The sequence below is a fragment of the Streptomyces sp. bgisy100 genome, from assembly GCF_057709105.1.
The window spans coordinates 226,420-243,971 of record NZ_JBYITE010000003.1 but is presented as its reverse complement, the minus strand read 5'-3'; the positions used below and the strand labels follow the sequence as shown (position 1 = coordinate 243,971).

Sequence of the window (17,552 nt, the reverse complement as noted above, 5' to 3'; positions counted from 1 at the left end):
CTGCATGACTCGTCCCCACCACCGCGTCGGTGAGATGGCCTGGAACGCCTGGGGCGACCCCGGGCAGGCCCGCACGCTGAACGACTCCGTACGCCAGTTGATCGGTCAGGCCCTGGGCGTCTCGGCCACCGCGCCCGCCCCGGTCGCCGAGAGCGATCTGACCCTCCCGCCCAGCGCGCTGCCCGAACCGGTGCTCGCCGCCCTGACCGCCGTCGTCGGCGCCGACCAGGTGCTCACCGACCCGGCGTCCCGCATCCGGCACACCGGCGGCAAGAGCACCCCCGACCTGCTGCGCCGCCGGGCGGGCGACGTCTCCACCGCCCCCGACGCCGTGGTGTGCCCGGGCACCCACCAGGAGGTCGAGGAACTGCTCGCCGCCTGCGCCTGGCACCGGATCGCCGTCGTTCCCTTCGGCGGCGGCACCAGCGTGGTCGGCGGAGTGGAGCCGCTGCGCGGCACGTTCGACGCCGTGGTCAGCGTGGACCTCCGGCGGCTGGACCGGCTCGTCCGGCTCGACGAGGAGTCGGGCACCGCCACCCTGGAAGCGGGGCTGCGCACCCCCGAGGCCGAGGAACTCCTCGGCGCCCACGGCCTCACCCTCGGCCACTTCCCGCAGAGCTTCGAGTACGCCACCATCGGCGGCTACGCCGCCACCCGCTCCTCCGGCCAGGCCTCCGCCGGCTACGGCCGCTTCGACGACATGGTCGTCGGCCTCCGCGTGGCCACCCCCAAGGGCACCCTCGACCTCGGCCGCGCCCCGGCCTCCGCCGCCGGACCGGACCTCCGGCAGCTCTTCCTCGGCTCCGAGGGCGTGCTCGGCGTCATCACCGAAGTCACCGTCCGCGTCCGGAAGCTCCCGGCGGAACGTGCTGACGAGGCCTGGTCCTTCCCCGACTTCGCCACCGGCGTCGCCGCCGTACGGCAGCTCGCCCAGACCGGCGCGCTGCCCACCGCGATGCGCATCTCGGACGAGACCGAGACCTTCGTCAACGCCGCCGTCGCCGGCGCCGAGGCGCCCCCCGGCTGCCTCGCGGTCGTCAGCTACGAGGGCACCGCCGAGCAGGTCGCCGAGCGCCGCGCCGTGGTGGGCGGCCTGCTGCGGGAGCGCGGCGCCACCGCCCTGGACTCCGAGACCGCCACCGCCTGGCGCCGGTCCCGCTTCTCCGGCCCCTACATGCGGGACGCCCTGCTGGACATCGGCATCCTCACCGAGACCCTGGAGACCGCCGCGTCCTGGTCCCGGCTCGCCAAGCTCCGGGAGCAGGTGACCCGGGCCCTCACCGAAAGCCTCGGCCACGACGGGCCGGACCCGGTGGTCTTCTGCCACCTCTCCCACGCCTACCCGTCCGGCGCGAGCCTGTACTTCAGCGTCGCCGCGGCCGCCGGGGAGGCTCCGGAGGCCCGGTGGCGCGCCGCCAAGCAGGCCGCCGGCGACGTCATCGCCGCCAACGGCGCCACGATCAGCCACCACCACGCGGTCGGCAGCGACCACCGCCCGTGGATGGAGGACGAGATCGGGCAGCTCGGCGTCGAGGTGCTGGCGGCGGTCAAGAGCGCGGTCGACCCCGTCGGCGTGCTCAACCCGGGCAAGCTCATCCCCACGGTGTCATGACCGGCCCACGCGCCGCCGTCCTGTTCAACCCGGCCGCCGGGCGGGGCACCGCCCGGCGCGTCGCCGAACAGACCGTACGGCTCCTCGGCACCGCCGGCTGGCAGGCCGGGACCGTCACCGGCCGGGACACCGTCGAGACCCGGGCCCGGGCGGCGGAGTCCGTGGCGTCCGGTGCCGAGGTGCTGGCCGTGGTCGGCGGCGACGGCATGGTCAGCATCGGCCTCCAGGCGGTCGCCGGCACCGGCACCGCCCTGGCGGTCGTCCCGGCCGGCACCGGCAACGACTTCGCGCGCACCCTCGGCGTCCCGCGCGACGACCCGGCGGCAGCGGCGCGTCTCATCACCCACGGCGTCCGCCGGAGCGTCGACCTCGGCCGCTGCGGCGACCGGTGGTTCGGCACGGTGCTGACCTCCGGCTTCGACTCCCTGGTCACCCACCGGGCCAACAGCATGACCTGGCCGCGCGGCCGGGCCCGCTACAACCTGGCGATCGTCGCCGAACTGGCCCGGCTGCGCCCGCTGCCGTTCACCCTCCGCGTCGACGGCCGCGAGGTGCAGACCGACGCGACCCTGGTCGCCGTCGGCAACGGCCCGTCCTACGGCGGCGGCATGCTGATGTGCCCCGGCGCGTCCCTGTCCGACGGCCGTCTGACGGTGACCGTGGTCGAGGCGGTCGGCCGCAGCCGACTCGTCCGGGTCTTCCCCCGTGTGTACAAGGGCACGCACACCAGCCACCCCCGGGTCCGGACCTACACCGGCCGGACCGTGGAGATCGACTCCCCCGGGGTCCTCGGCTACGCCGACGGCGAGCTCGTCGGCGACCTGCCGCTCCGGGCGGAGTGCGTGCCGGGGGCGGTGGAGGTCATGGGGCCGAGGGTGCGGTGATCGTGCGGGGGTGACGGGTGCCGCGTGTGATCACGAGCCCCGGGGGCCGGGCGCGTCAGGGGTGGCCGGGCCCCCGGTAGAACGTTCCTCGCGCTCAGGAGTGGGGCAGCTCGTGGGGCGACAGCAGGTGTGATGGCCGCCCGGAACCAGGACGTCCGTCGGCCTCCTGCCGTACCGTCGTGGGCATGAGTGCAGACCAGGCGACGGTACGGATCGACAGCTGGATCTGGTCGGTCCGGCTGACCAAGACCCGGTCGCTGGCGGCCTCGGCGTGCCGGGCCGGTCATGTGCGGATCAACGGTGAGCGGGTCAAGCCGGCCCACCCGGTGCGCAACGGCGACCAGGTGCGGCTGCGCATCGCCGGACGCGAGCGCATCGTCGTCGTCTCCCGCCTGGTGAACAAGCGGGTCGGCCCTCCCGTCGCGGTGGAATGCTATGTGGATCACAGCCCGCCGCCGCCGGCCGACACCGGCGTCGGCCCGACCGGCGACCGCCGCCGCGACGCCGGCCGCCTGACCAACCGCGAACGCCGCGAACTGGACCGGCTGCGGGGGCGCTCGTCACGGTAGGGCGGAACGCCGGGGCGTGTTCCCATGCCACCACGCTCGCTTCAACTCCCCGGGCCGACCGACATTTCCCGACACCGCGGGGGTGGGGCGCTGCGGACGCTCCGGCCCGTGCACACCGCAGGGCCGCCGCTGCGGGCTTTTCCCGTGGCGGCGGCTCCCGTGGCGGCGGCCCCGTTCCGGCTCAGCTCAGCCGGGTCGTGGCGTACGCCTCGATGGCGTCCCTCTGGTAGGCGGCCAAGCCCGGCGCGATCGACTCGTAGGCCGCGCGCCACGGCTCGTTGTCCACGCAGGCACGCCCCAGCGCGCGGTACTCCTCGGCGGATACGGCGCGGAGCTCGGTGAGCGCCCGGTACTGGGCGTCGACCTCGGCCTGCACGGGTTCGGCGTCGGCCGGGGTGCCTGCCGCCATCAGCTCGGCCAGCCGGATCATCTGGGCCGTGCGCTCGCGCTGTCCGGCCTCGATCCGGGCGTCGCTCATCGTCGCGGTGTGCCGGTCGATCGCCTCGGCCTGCTCCGGGAAGTCCTGCAGGGTCTCCTGGTACTGGGCGGGCTGGATCCCCTCGAAGAGGTTCTCCGGTCGGTTGATGGTCATGGGTCTGCCGTCCCTCCTGGAATGCTCCAGTTCGGTGATCGTGCGGGCGACGGTGCCGGCCAGGGCGTCGAGCCGATCGCGCTCGGCAAGCAGGCGACCGTGGTGGCCCCGCAGGGCCTCCACCTCGTCGACCTGCGAGGCCAGAACCTTGCCGATCTCGGGCAGCCCCAGGCCCAGCGCCCGCAATACGAGGATCTGCTGCAACCGCAGCAACTCGCCTTCCTCGTAGTAGCGGTGGCCGTTGGTACCGATCCAGGCGGGCGGCAGCAGACCGATCTCGTCGTAGTGCCGCAGTGTCCGAGCCGTCACGCCCGACATCCGGGCGACCTCCGCAGTCGGCCAGGCCATTGCCGCCTCCCTCACGAGTGCTTCACCGGGCCGGTCTTTCCGGCCCTGGTCAGGACGGTAGGAGCTTCCGCTGCGGCAGCTTCAAGCCCCGGCGCCCAGGACTTCAGCGCATTGCCGTCGCTGCGTCCGTACCGATGTCGTCCCGACGTCGTCGCACGGCTTCTGACGAACGATCCACTCCCCAAAGTGGCGGTGCCCCGGAACGGAGTTGCCGTGCGCTGCGCGAATGTGTTGGGGCGAGTCATTTTCTGTTCAGTCTGCAACCGTCCCGCTTTTGTTTCCGTCTATATCTGCAACCCCTTCCGTTCACCGGGCCCACAGCTCAGGGGGACGGATCCGAGGGGCGATCGACGTGTTACTCGTTGGAGGATTTGTGCGCAACCGAACCAGGAGCATGGTGGCAGGCGCTCTGGGCGCTGCCTTAGCAGCGGCCGCGGCCGGCGGCGCCATGGCAGCGCCGACGGACGGCAACGGGCGGGGCCAGGACCAGCCCTCCACGCGTGCCGCCGAGCGGAGCAAGAGCACCCAGGGCGACCTCGACGGCGACGGCCACGCCGACCTCGGCGTGGGAGCGCCCGAGGGTACCGTCTCCGGGAAGTCCAAGGCGGGCTACGTGGGCGTGACCTACGGCGCCAAGGGGGGCGTCGACACCAGGCGGCACAGCACGCTGACGCAGGCCAGCGAGGGTGTGCCCGGTACCCCGGAGGCCAAGGACGGCTTCGGCTCGACCGTGGTACGTGGCGACGTGGACGGGGACGGTTACGCCGACCTGATCGTCGCCGCCAACAACGAGGCCATCGGCAGCACTACGCAGGCCGGTTCCGTCACGATCGTCTTCGGCTCCAAGAGCGGCCTGTCCGGCGACGCCATCGCCTTCCACGCGCCAAGGGCCGCCGCCAACGCGCACTTCGGCGACGAGATGGCCGTGGGCGACCACAACAAGGACGGCCTCAGCGACATCGCCATCTCCGACGGCGCGAAGGTACAGCTCGTCAAGGGCGCGAAGAACCTGCGGCAGACCGCGACCCCGAAGATGACCGGCATCACCCCGCCCGGCGGCGGCGTCAGCGTCGAACACCTGGCATCCGGCGACATCAACGGGGACGGCTACACCGATCTCGTCACCGTCGCCTCCGAGGACTCACCCTCCGACGAGGGCACGCTCGGCGTTCTGCCCGGCTCATCCGGGGGCCTGAAGGGCACGCGGCTGGGCAAGGACGTCCCACTGCCGTTCGCGCAGTACCGCCCTGTGGTCGGCGACATCAACGGCGACGGGAAGGACGATGTCGTCACGGACACCGGCTTCTCGGACGGTCCGCAAGATCAGAAGCTGCGCACCTACCCCGGCACCGCCGACGGGCTCGACACCGACAAGCCGGTGGACTGGAAGGGCGAGGCGCAGGAGGGCGAGGCCATCCGGCTCGCCGACTTCGACGGCGACGGCCACGACGACCTGGTGGTCGGCAACACCGGCGCCGAGGCGCCCGGGGGCTACAACGACGCCGGTGCCATCAACGTGCTCAAGGGCACCGAGAACTGGCTGACCGACGAGGGGGCGCAGACCTTCTCGCTCGACACCGAGGGCGTCCCCGGCTCCATGGAGGGCAACGACAAGTTCGGTACGTCCGTCTCGCCGGCCGATTACAACGGTGACGGCAAGGCGGACCTGGCCGTGGGCATCCCGAACCGCACCGAGGGCGCCGGCGCGGCGGCCCTGCTGTACGCGGGCACCGACGGGCTGAGCGCCAAGGGCTCGTCACTCATCAACCCGGGTGACCTGGGTTCCCCGGCGACGAAGGGCCGCTTCGGCACGGAGCTGACGAACCCGGCGAACTAGGGCCGCACGCTGGGGCCTGTTCGGCAGATCACGCGCCTGTCGGCTGGCGGGCTCTTTGTTGCCGGCTTGGGGCGGGGCGATCGCGACTTCAAGTTGGCGGAGGCCCAGTCCGATGCATCTGCCGAACAGGCCCACGGTGGGGACACTCGGTACCCATGAGTCGTCGTCGCCCGGCACACGCGAGTCCGCCCCCTCCGATGGGCCGGGGGCGGACCCGCGTGTGCCGTTCCCGTACTTCTACAGACCGTGGCCGAACCGGCCCTCGCGCACCGCCGCCACGAGGCCGGCCACCTGCTCGCGGCTCAGCAACAAGGCGGGGCCAAAGGGGTCCTTGCTGTCGCGGACGGCGACTGTGTCGTGATCGACGATGCCGAACTCGACGCACTGCGCTCCGGTATCGGACCGTGATGACTTCCACCACGCAACGGCAAGCGTCGACGCGTTCTCCATGTGGCTCATGCTTGATCCCTTATCTCTGTGATGCGTTCGGTGGATGCCTCCACCGGCAGTGCGGCGGCGCGCAACCGCTCGAAAGCCGCCCGGTAGATGCCCACCTGCTCCGGATTCTCGACGTACAAGGTCGAGGTCAAGCTTTCCGTGTGGGCGACATCGAGGTCAGCGTGTCCCTCGAAGCCGAGGACCGAGTAGGACCCGATCTGCCCCACATGGGGAGGAGTCCGTGTCGGCAGAACTTGGATGTTGACGTTGGGCCGACGGCTGAGCGAGAGCAACCGCGACAGCTGTTCGCGCATGACTCCCTCACCCACGCTCTTCGCGTGAAGTGCACCCTCAGCGATGATCGCCCAGAGGTCGATCGGCTGTTCGCGTGTGAGTACTGCCTGTCGGGCCAGGCGGACCTCCACGAGCGCGTCAACCTGAGCTTCGACAGCGGCTGACATGGCAGTGGCTGTGATGATCTCTCGCGCGTACTCAGCTGTGTGAAGCAGCCCCGGAATTGCGCCCATCTGCCACGTGCATACAGAAGTCGCTTCGGCCTCGAGGCTGATCAGATCTTCATAGACCGGCGAGAGAACGCCGCGATACGACTGCCACCAGCCACGTTGCCCACCCTCACGGGTGAGCGCGAGCAGGGCCGTCCGCAACTCGTCGTCGGTGACCTCGTACAGGTCGAGCAGATGGCCGATGTCGTCGGGCTTGGCCGCGCTCCGGGCGGTTTCCAGGCGCGACAGCTTGGCGATGGTGAGGGGACGTTCGGTGGAAGCGGACTTCTCCGCCACGTCCTCCAGTGTCAGTCCGCGCCCGTCGCGTAAGGCGCGGAGCTTGGTGCCGAGTCTGCGCCGACGCACGGTCGGTGCGCTCACGTTGCCCTCCGCTCTCGAATCCTGACGGACAGTCTGCCGTGTGCGCTCGGCCGGTGTCATCTGCGACGGCGCACGCCCATGGCACCTCTCGCATCGGCCCGTAAATTCTCACTCTTTCGTGAGATTTGCTGCGATGCATGCAGATGCCGGAGCACGCTGTGACGCGAAGATGTAGCTCGTGCCGTTCCGGTGTGGTGACCCCTGCGTCGGTGCAGCACTTCCCATGAGGGGATCTGCGTGATGACCATGCAGCAAGGTCCGGACAGGGCAGCCGGCTGCTCACCCGCATCGGATCCGTCGCCGCAGGCTGTCTTTCCGAGCGAACCCGGGACGGTCGGGCAGGCGCGCAGCTATGCCCGTGAGGTCATGGAGCGCGACCTGCCCGGCGTCGACCCGGAGTTCGTCCGGGATGTGCAGCTCGTGGTCTCCGAACTGGTGACCAACGCCGGTGCGCCATGAGGCGCTCTGTTGTATCCCCGGTTGAACCGGGAGGAATTGAAGGGAGGTTCCTGGGCCTGATGACTTACCTGGACTCGAAAGAGGAAGGGGACCGTAGCATGTCAGGAAATCAGCGATCGTGTCCAAGCGTAGGAGCGATGCACTGAGGGGCCCGCGTGATATGGCGAAAGCTGAACTGCCTGAACCTCAATCTCCAGAGGATGAAATGTGTCGCATCCGCCGGAAACTACGCCTGACACCGGCGCCGCGCCCTGCGGTGGAGTAATTGCGTGTCCATCGCACCCTTCGGGTAGCGGAACGATTCCCAATGAGGGAATTCAAGGAGATGAGTGGGGCGCCTACGTCGCGCTAGATACGTACAACAGAGACGAACATGGGATCACCTAAAGGGCGCGAGCCCCAAGGTGACGGAGGCCCCGTAGTAGTCGCAGAAGTAGCGACCTGCCAAGGAGGACGGGAAAGCCGTCTACAGGGCGAAGGGGGCCAGGTGATCGGACATCGCAAGGCTGGGAGGTATGCGTAATGCAGAACGCCGAAACGGTACTTGATGTCCTGCGTGAACGCGGCAGGCGCAACCTGCCGTGTGATGAGCTGTATCGACAGCTGTTCAATCCGAATCTGTATCTGCTGGCCTACGGGCGCATCTATGCCAACCAGGGCGCGATGACTCCCGGGGCCTGCGGGGAGACCGCAGACGGCATGTCCGAAGCGAAGATTGGGCGCATCATCGAGGCCATGCGCCACGAGCGCTACCGCTTCGGCCCCGTGCGACGGGTTCACATTCCGAAATCCAACGGGAAGACGCGTCCGCTCGGATTGCCGTCCTGGTCGGACAAACTCGTCGGTGAGGTGATCCGCCTCCTTTTGGAGGCGTATCACGAACCACGGTTCTCCGGCCGTTCTCACGGTTTCCGTCCCGCCCGGGGCTGTCACACGGCATTGTCCGAAGTGGCACACAACTGGACCGGGACGACCTGGTTCATCGAGGGAGACATCTCCGACTGCTTCGGATCCATCGACCATGAGCTCGTGGTCGAAATCCTGTCGGAGAAGATCCACGACAACAGGTTCCTACGCCTCATCCAACAGATGCTCAAGGCCGGATACCTGGAGGACTGGAGATGGCACGCCACCCTGTCGGGGACCCCGCAGGGAGGAGTTATCTCCCCTCTACTGTCCAACATTTACATGGACCGACTGGACAGCTTCATCGAGACAGTTCTCATCCCGGAATACACCCGAGGGGCAACCCGGAGAAAGAATCCGGCGTATAAGGAGCTGGAGAACAAGATCTGGGCCGCCCGGCAGCGACTCGCAAAACGAAAGGAGCTCACCGAGTCCGCTCAAGTTCGCCAATGGCGCAAGGAGTTGCGTCGCCTCCCTGCTGGCGATACTCATGATCCCGGCTACCGGCGACTGCGCTACATCCGCTACGCGGACGATCACCTCCTCGGGTTCATCGGACCCAAGGCCGAAGCCGAGGCGATCAAAGAGCGCCTGACCTCGTTCTTGCGTGATGACCTCAAGCTGGAACTGAACCAGGACAAGACCCTGATCACCCACGGCCGCACACAGGCGGCACGGTTCCTCGGCTATGAGATCACCGTCCAGCACGCCAACGCGAAGGTCTCCCGGGGCGGCCGTGTGAACCGCGGTCTGCGTTCCATCAACGGGAAGATCTCACTGCGCGTGCCCAAGGATGTGATCAAAGCCAAATGTGCTCCCTTCCTCAAGCGCGGCAAACCCGCGCACCTGGACCCCCTGACTGGATGCACACCCTTCGACATCATCAGTCTCTACGGGGCCCAGTACCGGGGCATCGTTCAGTATTACCTGCTGGCCGGCGACGTCTGGAAACTCGACCGGCTCAAGGGGGTCATGCTGACCTCCATGCTCAAAACCCTGGCCGCCAAGCACCGGTCGAGGGTGACCACGATGGCCAATCGCTACAAGAGGACCGTCAAGACACCCCAAGGACCACGCAGGTGCTTCGAAGCCAGGGTCGAACGCGAGGGCAGGAAACCACTGACCGCACGGTTCGGTGGCATTCCCCTCACCCGGAAACGGACGGCCGTCCTCGACGACCTTCCGTCCACCATGTTCACCCCACGCAGCCGACCGCGCGGCAGCCAACTCATTGACCGGCTCCAGCGCGGATGGTGCGAACTCTGCGGCAGACGAACCGAGGTACAAGTGCACCAAGTTCGCTCTCTCAAGGAGCTTCGCAGCCCGGGAGAACAGCCCGCATGGGCGCAACTGATGCTCAAGAAGCGGCGCAGAACACTTGTGGTCTGTCCGCCTTGCCACGGAGGCATCCATGCATGACCTGGGTGAGAAACACGCCGTAGTCACCGGAGAGCCCGCTGCATCGAAAGGGTGCACGGCGGGTTCGGGCCGGGGGCCACTGGAAAAGGACCCGCACAGCGGAAACCTCGCCAGTGGCCTACCGGTACTTCGCTACGGCACCGAGCCCGGTGACTTCGTCGCCCTGGCGGTCGTGGTCGGCGCGGGCCGCCTGCGTATCGAGGTGCACGACCCGGTGCGGAAGCACCCTCGTTTACGGCCGGAGTCCGACGAGCGGCAGCGCGGACGGGGTCTGCTCATCGTGGACCGGCTCGCGAAATGGGGCGTCGATGAGCGCCCCTTCGGCAAAGTGGTGTGGGCGGACATGAGCTGGTGAGCGGGGTTCGGTCGCTCTGCCTGTGCTGTGCCGGACCGTGAGGACCTTGCGGATCAGGTGGACCAACCGGCCTCACCAACTGGTACAGCCAGATCCCCGCACGCCGTTCGTCCGGCCTCGCCGAGCAGCTCCCCACACCACAGCAGAATCCGTTGCCCGCTGTCGAGCTCCGTGAGATCATCAAGGTTCAACGGTCCGTCTCCTTTCATTTGCGCTTCACAACGCAGATGAAAGAGTGCGGGCCGTTGCCGTGTCCACGGTTTTGGGTGATCTGCCAAGATCTGCGAATGACAGGTAGCGTTTGATGTGCACGACAGGGCCGACAGAAGCCCGCATCGAGGATGCAGACAACATCTTGGTTGCGCCTTCGACGTTGCAAGACCAGGGCTTGATCAGGGACTTCTTCGGGTCCGCCATCACGCCGGAGGATCTTGCTTCTGGTTCGCCCGACCTCGCGCAGAAGACCGTCTACCTGTGTGGCGACATATCCGGGATCAGTGACCGCCAACTGCAGGCGGCGGCCCGGGTGTTCGTTGTCCGGGAGCTGTCACACGGTTACCACGAGGGCGTCGGCCAACCGTGGACCCTCGTGGACCTCGGTCGAGTCCCTCTCCGCATGCATGGTGTTGGCGTTTACTACCGCCGCTTCTTCGGACTCGACGGCGATCACTTCGGACGGATACGTGCGGAGCACGCGTTCCAGTCCCTGACGGAGTCCACCAAGCCTGGAACAGCCCATCGCAGCGGAATCTATCTGACGCCCGTCACGCGAAACGGTGACGAACTGCATTTCCGCCTGCTCCGGTGCTCCACGAATCTCTCGGGGCCGACCGAGGGCTTTCGCCCGACCGACACCCGCATCGTCGAGGCTCTGAACCGTGAGGCCGCCGCTGTCTTCCGGAACCAGGCACCACTCAATCACGTCCTCGCTCAGATCTATCACAACACCCGTGCCACGACCGAGCGCAAGCAGTCCAAGGCCAAGATCTCGGCCCATGCCGACAAGACCAAGGACATGCCCGTCAATGGCATCATGGCCTTCTGCACCTTCTATGACGGGCTCGACAGGCTGCAGCCCCTGGCCGAAGACGCCTTCGACTACGGTGCGAAGGGTGCCAGCGGGCTGACCAAACTCCACTTTCGCCTCAAGGACCGGGCCGAAAGGCGCGACGGAGTCGCGCTTCCGCCGCAGTTCACCCTGACCCTGCACCCCGGCTCCGTGTTCTTCATGCCGCTGTCCACCAACCGCCTGTATACGCACGAAATCCGCCCCTCGGCGTTGGACGCCGAGTTGCTCCCGACCCGCCTGGGGTATGTGGTGCGCTGTTCGAGCGCCGAAGCCGTTCACAAGAACGGCCACACGTTCCTCAAACTGGCCGAAGGTTTGATGAAGCTGGGGCCACCCACACCGGCCGGGATGAACGAGTTGCGCAGACTGTACGCAGAGGAGAACAGGACATCGTCCTTCATTGATTACGGGGACGAGCTTCTCTTCAGCATGAACACGGGAGACTACGTTGCGCCCCGAGCATAGGATCTCGGATGAGATCATCTCGTGCACTGTGCCGACCGAGGGGAATCTCTTTGCGGAGCTGTCCGCATCGGCTCGTCTGGAGGATGTAGGAAAAGGCCGGCGAGGCGCAGTGATTACCAAGGTCGATGAGGCGGGTGGCGTGCCTCTCGTACGCACCACCACTCGATACGGCAGCCCGACGCAGCGTTTCCGGGCAGTGCACGAACGGCTGGCGCAGCAGATTCAAGAACGTGCGGCGCCTGCGGTCGGCTTCAACAACGCTCTCATCGAGAACTACACGAACGCCTACAAAACCATGGGCAGCCATTCCGACCAAGCCCTCGACCTGGCCGGCGAGTCGCTCATCGCCGTCTTCTCCTGCTACCGAGATCCCGAAGCGGGCCCGTCGAGGAAGCTGATCTTCGAATCAAAGAGGTCCGGTGGCGAGAGGTTCGAGATCCCCCTCGCCCACAACAGTGTCGTCGCGTTCTCTGTCGACGCGAATCGGCGACTGAGGCACAAGATCGTACTGGACACACCCGTCCCTTCGGTGGACAACCCATGGCTGGGTGTCACCTTTCGAACGTCAAAGACCTTCGTTCGGTTTCACGACGGACATGCATGCCTCCCGCACGGTGCGCGCCTCACGTTGGCCGACGATGAGCAGAAGGGAGAGTTCTACCGAATGCGACGCCGTGAGAACAACGAAACGGACTTCACGTACCCTCTGCTGGCCTACACCGTCAGCGAGAGCGATCTGATGCCGCCCGCCTGACCCGGATACGGGCCACGCGCCGTCATGCGGAGAACGCTCAGTCGATGCAGAACTCGTTGCCCTCGATGTCCAGCATCGGGATGCACGAATCCTCGCCGTCGTACAGCGTCTGCACGTGGACCGCGCCGAGCGGGACCAGTCGTGCGCATTCGGCCTCCAGCGCGGCGAGGCGCTCCTTCCCCACGAGTCCGGTGCCGACCCGCACATCGAGATGCACCCGGTTCTTGGCGGTCTTCCCTTCGGGGACGCGCTGGAAGTACAGGCGCGGGCCCACACCTGAGGGGTCCATGCAGGCGAACCATGAATCCTGCTGCTCAGGTGGCTGCGAGTCCTTGAAGTCGTCCCACGTGGCGAACCCCTCCGGCGGCGGCGGTACGACGTACCCCAACACCTCGCACCAGAAGCGAGCGAGGCGCTCGGGTTCCGCGCAGTCGAAGGTGACTTGGACCTTCTTGATCGCTGACATCGGCGCAACGTATCAGGGGGACTCCGCCTCCCGCCGGTGGTTTTCCAGGGCCCCCGTCCCGACCGTCCGCCCTCATGCCCGAGGCCGGTTCCGGGGGTGCCCCTCACCTCCTCGGTATCCGCCCCTTGCTCTCCATCGCCGCCCGCACCCGTTCCTCCGCCAGGCTGCGGCCCGCGCCGTGCGGGGTGATGCCGCGGCGGTGGGCCTCCTCCAGGACCGTGGTGGCGTTGGCGCGCAGGCGGGTGGAGACCGCGTCGAAGATGTTCCCGGCGTCCGGGCGGAAGCCGGAGTAGCGGGCGTCCATCGCGAAGGCCGCCGCGACGACGCCGCCCGCGTTGGCGACGATGTCGGGCACCACGGCCACGCCGCGCTCGGCGAGCACCGACTGCGCCGAGGGGGAGGTCGGCAGGTTGGCGCCCTCCACGACGAGCTTGGCCTTGACCCGGTGGGCGGTGTCCTCGTCGATGACGTCCTGGAGCGCGGCCGGTACGAGGATGTCGCAGTCGACCGTCAGTTCGCCGCCGGGCGGCAGCGCGGTGCCGCGGGGGTGACGGGTCACGAACGCGTCGCCGTGTTCCGCGCGGGCGCGGAGCAGTTCGGGGACGTCGAGGCCGGTGGGGTCGTGCAGGGTTCCGTCGGCGGTGGAGACGGCGACGACCGTGGCGCCCAGGTCGGCGAACCGCTGCGCCGCCGCGCCGCCCACCGCGCCGAAGCCCTGGATGGACACGCGGGAGCCGGACAGCGCCAGCCCGAGTGTCCCGGCGGCGGCGTCGGTGGCCTCGGCGACCCCGTAGCCGGTGACGCCGAGCTTGTCGTACGCGACCCCGCCGAGGTGTCCGGGCGTGCCGACGGCCGCGCCGCGGTCGCCGAGCTCGTCCTGGATGATCGCGGCGTCGTCCTCGGTCAGGCCCATGTCCAGGCCCATCACGTACTCGCGGGGCACCTCGTTGGACAGGGCGCGGGCGAAAGCCCGCAGGATCGCCTCCTTGTCGGGCGACGCCGGGTCGGCGACGATCCCGGCCTTGGCGCCGCCGTAGAAGAGGTCGACACCGGCCCACTTCCACGTCATCACCCGGGCCAGCCGGGCGACTTGGGTGACGGTCACGGCCGGGCTCATCCGGGTGCCGCCCTTGCCGATGCCGCGGGCGGTGTTGTCGATGACCAGCACGCCCTTCATGCCGGTGCGGCGGTGGGAGACGACGACGATCTTCTCGGGGCCCCAGTCGTCGACGAGGGAGAGCGAGTCGGTCACGGTGGCGGTTCCTTCTTCCTCAGGGGGACACGGGAGGGGATGCGGGCGCATGACGTCGGAGGTGCGGTGGCGGGGTCGGCGGACCTACGGGGTGCGGGCCGCGGGAGCACGGGCCGGTCCCGCCTCTCCCGGCGACTCCGCCGCCCCCGCCGGCAGGCCCGCGGCGATCAGTTCGGCGAGGTGGGTGCCGGTCCGGTCGCTGCGCTGCCCGATCTGGGTGCGGCAGCTGAAGCCGTCGGCCAGCACCACGGTTCCGGCCGGGGCGGAGCGCACCGCGGGCAGCAGGACCTGTTCGCCCGCGGCCACGGACACCTCGTAGTGGCCGCGTTCGAAGCCGAAGTTGCCCGCCAGCCCACAACAGCCGGACGGCAGCACGGTGTTGTCGACGCCCATGCGGTGCAGCAGGGCGCCGTCCGCGTCGAAGCCGGCGGTGGCGTGCTGGTGGCAGTGCGTCTGGCTGATCGAGCGGGCGGCCACCTGCGGGGGCTGCCAGTCGGGGGCGTCCTGCGTGAGCAGTTCGGCGAGGGTGACGGTGGCGCCGGCCACGGCGCGGGCCGTGGGATCGTCGTCCAGCAGCTCCGGCAGGTCGGTGCGGAGAGCGGCGGTGCAGCTGGGTTCCAGGCCGACGACCGGCGCACCGGCCTCGACGGCGGGGCCGAGCGCCCGGATCGTGCGCCGTCCGATCCGCCGGGCCACCCCCAGTTGGCCGGTGGTGATCCAGGTCAGCCCGCAGCACTGGGTGCCGTCCGGGACCTGCACCCGGTATCCGGCGTGTTCCAGGACCCGTACGCCCGCGCGCAGCACCTCGGGGCTGAAGTGGTTGTTGAAGGAGTCGGTCCAGAGCACCACCGGCCCCCGTTCCCCGCTGCCCTCGGGGGTGCGGCGGCGGAACCAGGCCAGGAACGTCTCGTCGGCGAAGCGCGGCACGTCGCGTTCGGCGGCGATCCCGCCGAGCCGTTTGAGGAGCGGGGCCAGTCGGGATCCGGTGACGGCGTTGACCAGGCGCGGGGCGCGGGCGGCGGCCCGGGACAGCAGCGGCAGCCAGCCCATCGAGTAGTGCGAGGCGGGGCGGAGCCGGCGCCGGTAGTGGTGGTGCAGGAACTCCGACTTGTAGGTGGCCACGTCCACGCCCACCGGGCAGTCGCTGCTGCACCCCTTGCAGGACAGGCACAGGTCCAGGGCGTCCCGGACCTCGGTGGACCGCCAGCCGTCGGTGATGACCTCGCCCTGCGTCATCTCGTACAGCAGCCGGGCGCGGCCCCGGGTGGAGTCCTTCTCGTCGCGGGTCACCCGGTAGCTGGGGCACATGACGTCGCCCCGCTGCTCGGTGGTGCGGCACCTGCCGACGCCGACGCAGCGGCGGGTGGCCTTGGCGAAGTCACCGCCGTCGCCGTGAAAGGGGAAGACGGTGGCCAGCGGCAGGGGCGTGCGGTGCGGATCGACCCGCAGATTGCCGTCGAGGGGCAGCGGCCGCACGATCATGCCGGGGTTGAGGCCGTTGTCCGGGTCCCAGGCGTCTTTGAACTGCCTGAACAAGGCCATCACGGCAGGCGGGTACATCAGGGGGAGCAGTTCGGAGCGGGCCTGGCCGTCGCCGTGTTCCCCGGACAGCGATCCGCCGTGCTCGGCGACGAGTTCCGCGGCCTCGGTGAGGAACGCCCGGAAGACGGCCGTGCCCTGTTCGGTGGTGAAGTCGAAGTCGATCCGAACATGCAGACAGCCCTCGCCGAAGTGCCCGTACACCGCCCCCTGGAGGCCGTGCCGGTCCAGCAGTCCGGTGAAGCCGCGCAGGTATGAGCCCAGCCGCTCGGGCGGCACCGCGGCGTCCTCCCAGCCGGGCCAGGCCTCGGAGCCGTCGGGCAGCCGGGTGGCCAGCCCGGCGCCGTCCTCCCGGATGCGCCACAGCTGCCGGGCCCGCGCCGGATCGGTGACGGTCTCGGCGCCGGTGAAGCCGTCGGCCTTCTCCGCCGTGCGGGTCAGCGCGTCCGCCGCGGCCGGAAGGTCTCCGGCGTCGCCTCCGAGCTCGGCGAACAGCCAGGCCCGGGCCTCGGGCAGGGTGTCGATGGCCTGCCGGGTGGCGGGCCGGGTGACGATGTCCGTCAGCGCGTGGTCCAGGCCCTCCAGCGCGAGCAGCGGATGCCCGAGCAGGTCCGGTACGGCGTCGGCGGCGGCGCAGGAGTCGGCGAAGCCGAGTACGACCAGGGCGCGGGCCGGGGGCGGGGTGACCAGGCGGACCGTCGCGGAGAGGATCACCGCGCAGGTGCCCTCGCTGCCCACCAGGGCCCTGGCGAGGTTGAACCGCCGCTCGGGAAGGAGATGTTCCAGCCCGTAGCCGGAGACCTGCCGGGGGAACCGGCCCAGCCCGGTGCGCAGCACCTCCAGGTTGCCCTGGGCGAGCCGGTCCAGGGCGCCGATGAGCCGGCCGCGCTCGTCGTCCGCGGCGACCGCCGCGTCGATCCGGGCCCGGGTCATCTCGCCCACGGTGAGCACCGTGCCCCGGTAGGTGAGGACTTCGAGTTCGACGACGTTGTCCACGGTGCGGCCCCAGGCGACCGAGTGGGAGCCGCAGGCGTTGTTGCCGATCATGCCGCCGAGCGTGCAGCGGCTGTGCGTGGACGGGTCGGGGCCGAACAGCAGGCCGTGCCCGGCCACCGCCGCCTGGAGGTCGTCCAGCACCACCCCGGGCTGCACGGTCGCGGTCCGCGCCGCGGGGTCGACGCCGAGCACCCGGTGATAGTGGCGGGAGAGGTCGAGGACGACACCGGGGCCCACCGCCTGGCCCGAGGTGCTGGTGCCCGCGCCCCGGGAGGTGACCGGCACCCCCAGCCGCCGGCAGACCGCGACCGCGTTGATCACCTGCTCGCGGCTCCGGGGGAAGACCACGGCCAGCGGCACCTGCCGGTAGTTGGACGCGTCGGCGGAGTACTGGGCGCGGCGGCCGGCGTCCGCGGCCACCTCACCGCAGTCCGCCAGGGCCAGGGCCTCCGCCACCGCGGCCGGGTCGGACATCCGGCCGCTGTGCTCGGCAGTCGTCGCCACGTGTCTCGCTCCTTCTGCTCACGGATCACCGCTGTGACCAGGACCTGTCCACCATGAAGCCCGGCTTCCGGGCCTCACAAGGGCCAGCAGCCCGACAGAATCCGAGGTTCAGGGCAAGCAATGCTTGGTCTCGCTCATGCCCGGAGGTACGGTGCTGCGGACACCCCGCAACGACGGCCGGAAGCGCGTCACCACCGCCGGCCG

14 protein-coding genes and 1 pseudogene are annotated in these 17,552 nt (G+C 69.3%); 9 read left to right on the top strand and 6 right to left on the bottom strand.

Going from position 1 to position 17,552, the window contains the following annotated elements:
* Positions 1–4 precede the first annotated feature (4 nt).
* The 3 genes and pseudogenes from AC3EQ1_RS03945 to AC3EQ1_RS03935 all read left to right on the top strand — a co-directional run.
* Positions 5–1,612, top strand: coding sequence for an FAD-binding oxidoreductase (locus AC3EQ1_RS03945; RefSeq protein WP_432092812.1), 1,608 nt, complete (start codon positions 5–7; stop codon positions 1,610–1,612).
* Positions 1,609–2,496: a diacylglycerol kinase gene (locus AC3EQ1_RS03940; protein ID WP_432092811.1), complete on the top strand. Its 888-nt coding sequence runs from the start codon at positions 1,609–1,611 to the stop codon at positions 2,494–2,496. Before AC3EQ1_RS03945 ends, AC3EQ1_RS03940 begins: the two co-directional genes overlap by 4 nt.
* Positions 2,497–2,699: 203 nt before the next feature.
* Positions 2,700–3,065, top strand: a pseudogene (locus AC3EQ1_RS03935) (RNA-binding S4 domain-containing protein); the annotation flags it as partial.
* A 181-nt stretch (positions 3,066–3,246) separates the two neighbouring features.
* Here the strand turns inward: AC3EQ1_RS03935 and AC3EQ1_RS03930 are convergent.
* Entirely contained in the window at positions 3,247–4,005 is a 759-nt protein-coding gene (locus AC3EQ1_RS03930) for a MerR family transcriptional regulator (protein WP_432092810.1), read from the bottom strand.
* A gap of 394 nt (positions 4,006–4,399) precedes the next feature.
* Here AC3EQ1_RS03930 and AC3EQ1_RS03925 point away from each other — a divergent pair, with 394 nt between their 5' ends.
* Positions 4,400–5,842 carry an FG-GAP-like repeat-containing protein gene (locus AC3EQ1_RS03925; protein WP_432092809.1) on the top strand — a complete coding sequence of 481 codons (1,443 nt, stop codon included), beginning with the start codon at positions 4,400–4,402 and terminating at the stop codon, positions 5,840–5,842.
* Positions 5,843–6,079: 237 nt separating this feature from the next.
* On the opposite strand, the gene AC3EQ1_RS03920 is transcribed toward AC3EQ1_RS03925, so the two are convergent.
* Both AC3EQ1_RS03920 and AC3EQ1_RS03915 read right to left on the bottom strand, forming a co-directional pair.
* Positions 6,080–6,301 (bottom strand): DUF397 domain-containing protein, encoded by a 222-nt coding sequence (locus tag AC3EQ1_RS03920; protein ID WP_432092808.1) that lies wholly within the window; start codon positions 6,299–6,301, stop codon positions 6,080–6,082.
* Positions 6,298–7,164 (bottom strand): helix-turn-helix domain-containing protein, encoded by an 867-nt coding sequence (locus tag AC3EQ1_RS03915; RefSeq protein ID WP_432092807.1) that lies wholly within the window; start codon positions 7,162–7,164, stop codon positions 6,298–6,300. Before AC3EQ1_RS03915 ends, AC3EQ1_RS03920 begins: the two co-directional genes overlap by 4 nt.
* A gap of 240 nt (positions 7,165–7,404) precedes the next feature.
* Here AC3EQ1_RS03915 and AC3EQ1_RS03910 point away from each other — a divergent pair, with 240 nt between their 5' ends.
* From AC3EQ1_RS03910 to AC3EQ1_RS03890, 5 genes are all read left to right on the top strand, one after another.
* On the top strand, positions 7,405–7,623 hold the full coding sequence (locus tag AC3EQ1_RS03910; protein ID WP_432092806.1) for an ATP-binding protein: 219 nt from the start codon (positions 7,405–7,407) through the stop codon (positions 7,621–7,623).
* Between the two features lie 522 nt (positions 7,624–8,145).
* Positions 8,146–9,948 (top strand): reverse transcriptase/maturase family protein, encoded by a 1,803-nt coding sequence (locus AC3EQ1_RS03905; RefSeq protein ID WP_432092805.1) that lies wholly within the window; start codon positions 8,146–8,148, stop codon positions 9,946–9,948.
* Entirely contained in the window at positions 9,941–10,303 is a 363-nt protein-coding gene (locus AC3EQ1_RS03900; protein WP_432092804.1) for an ATP-binding protein, read from the top strand. Before AC3EQ1_RS03905 ends, AC3EQ1_RS03900 begins: the two co-directional genes overlap by 8 nt.
* Before the next feature lie 304 nt (positions 10,304–10,607).
* Positions 10,608–11,837 (top strand): hypothetical protein, encoded by a 1,230-nt coding sequence (locus AC3EQ1_RS03895; protein WP_432092803.1) that lies wholly within the window; start codon positions 10,608–10,610, stop codon positions 11,835–11,837.
* On the top strand, positions 11,821–12,591 hold the full coding sequence (locus tag AC3EQ1_RS03890; RefSeq protein ID WP_432092802.1) for an alpha-ketoglutarate-dependent dioxygenase AlkB: 771 nt from the start codon (positions 11,821–11,823) through the stop codon (positions 12,589–12,591). The genes AC3EQ1_RS03895 and AC3EQ1_RS03890 overlap by 17 nt, the downstream gene beginning before the upstream one ends.
* 37 nt (positions 12,592–12,628) lie before the next feature.
* On the opposite strand, the gene AC3EQ1_RS03885 is transcribed toward AC3EQ1_RS03890, so the two are convergent.
* From AC3EQ1_RS03885 to AC3EQ1_RS03875, 3 genes are all read right to left on the bottom strand, one after another.
* Positions 12,629–13,057, bottom strand: a complete 429-nt coding sequence (locus AC3EQ1_RS03885; protein WP_432092801.1) for a VOC family protein — start codon at positions 13,055–13,057, stop codon at positions 12,629–12,631.
* A gap of 103 nt (positions 13,058–13,160) precedes the next feature.
* Positions 13,161–14,309, bottom strand: a complete 1,149-nt coding sequence (locus tag AC3EQ1_RS03880) for a Glu/Leu/Phe/Val family dehydrogenase (RefSeq protein WP_432092800.1) — start codon at positions 14,307–14,309, stop codon at positions 13,161–13,163.
* An 84-nt stretch (positions 14,310–14,393) separates the two neighbouring features.
* Positions 14,394–17,318, bottom strand: a complete 2,925-nt coding sequence (locus tag AC3EQ1_RS03875; RefSeq protein WP_432092834.1) for an FAD-binding and (Fe-S)-binding domain-containing protein — start codon at positions 17,316–17,318, stop codon at positions 14,394–14,396.
* Positions 17,319–17,552 lie beyond the last annotated feature (234 nt).

Coding starts and splice junctions, on each gene's coding strand:
- AC3EQ1_RS03930 (WP_432092810.1), bottom strand. CDS start 4,005: ATGGCCTGGCCGACTGCGGAGGTCGCCCGGATGTCGGGCGTGACGGCT.
- AC3EQ1_RS03945 (WP_432092812.1), top strand. CDS start 5: ATGACTCGTCCCCACCACCGCGTCGGTGAGATGGCCTGGAACGCCTGG.
- AC3EQ1_RS03905 (WP_432092805.1), top strand. CDS start 8,146: ATGCAGAACGCCGAAACGGTACTTGATGTCCTGCGTGAACGCGGCAGG.
- AC3EQ1_RS03925 (WP_432092809.1), top strand. CDS start 4,400: ATGGTGGCAGGCGCTCTGGGCGCTGCCTTAGCAGCGGCCGCGGCCGGC.
- AC3EQ1_RS03910 (WP_432092806.1), top strand. CDS start 7,405: ATGACCATGCAGCAAGGTCCGGACAGGGCAGCCGGCTGCTCACCCGCA.
- AC3EQ1_RS03900 (WP_432092804.1), top strand. CDS start 9,941: ATGCATGACCTGGGTGAGAAACACGCCGTAGTCACCGGAGAGCCCGCT.
- AC3EQ1_RS03875 (WP_432092834.1), bottom strand. CDS start 17,318: ATGTCCGACCCGGCCGCGGTGGCGGAGGCCCTGGCCCTGGCGGACTGC.
- AC3EQ1_RS03885 (WP_432092801.1), bottom strand. CDS start 13,057: ATGTCAGCGATCAAGAAGGTCCAAGTCACCTTCGACTGCGCGGAACCC.
- AC3EQ1_RS03920 (WP_432092808.1), bottom strand. CDS start 6,301: ATGAGCCACATGGAGAACGCGTCGACGCTTGCCGTTGCGTGGTGGAAG.
- AC3EQ1_RS03895 (WP_432092803.1), top strand. CDS start 10,608: ATGTGCACGACAGGGCCGACAGAAGCCCGCATCGAGGATGCAGACAAC.
- AC3EQ1_RS03940 (WP_432092811.1), top strand. CDS start 1,609: ATGACCGGCCCACGCGCCGCCGTCCTGTTCAACCCGGCCGCCGGGCGG.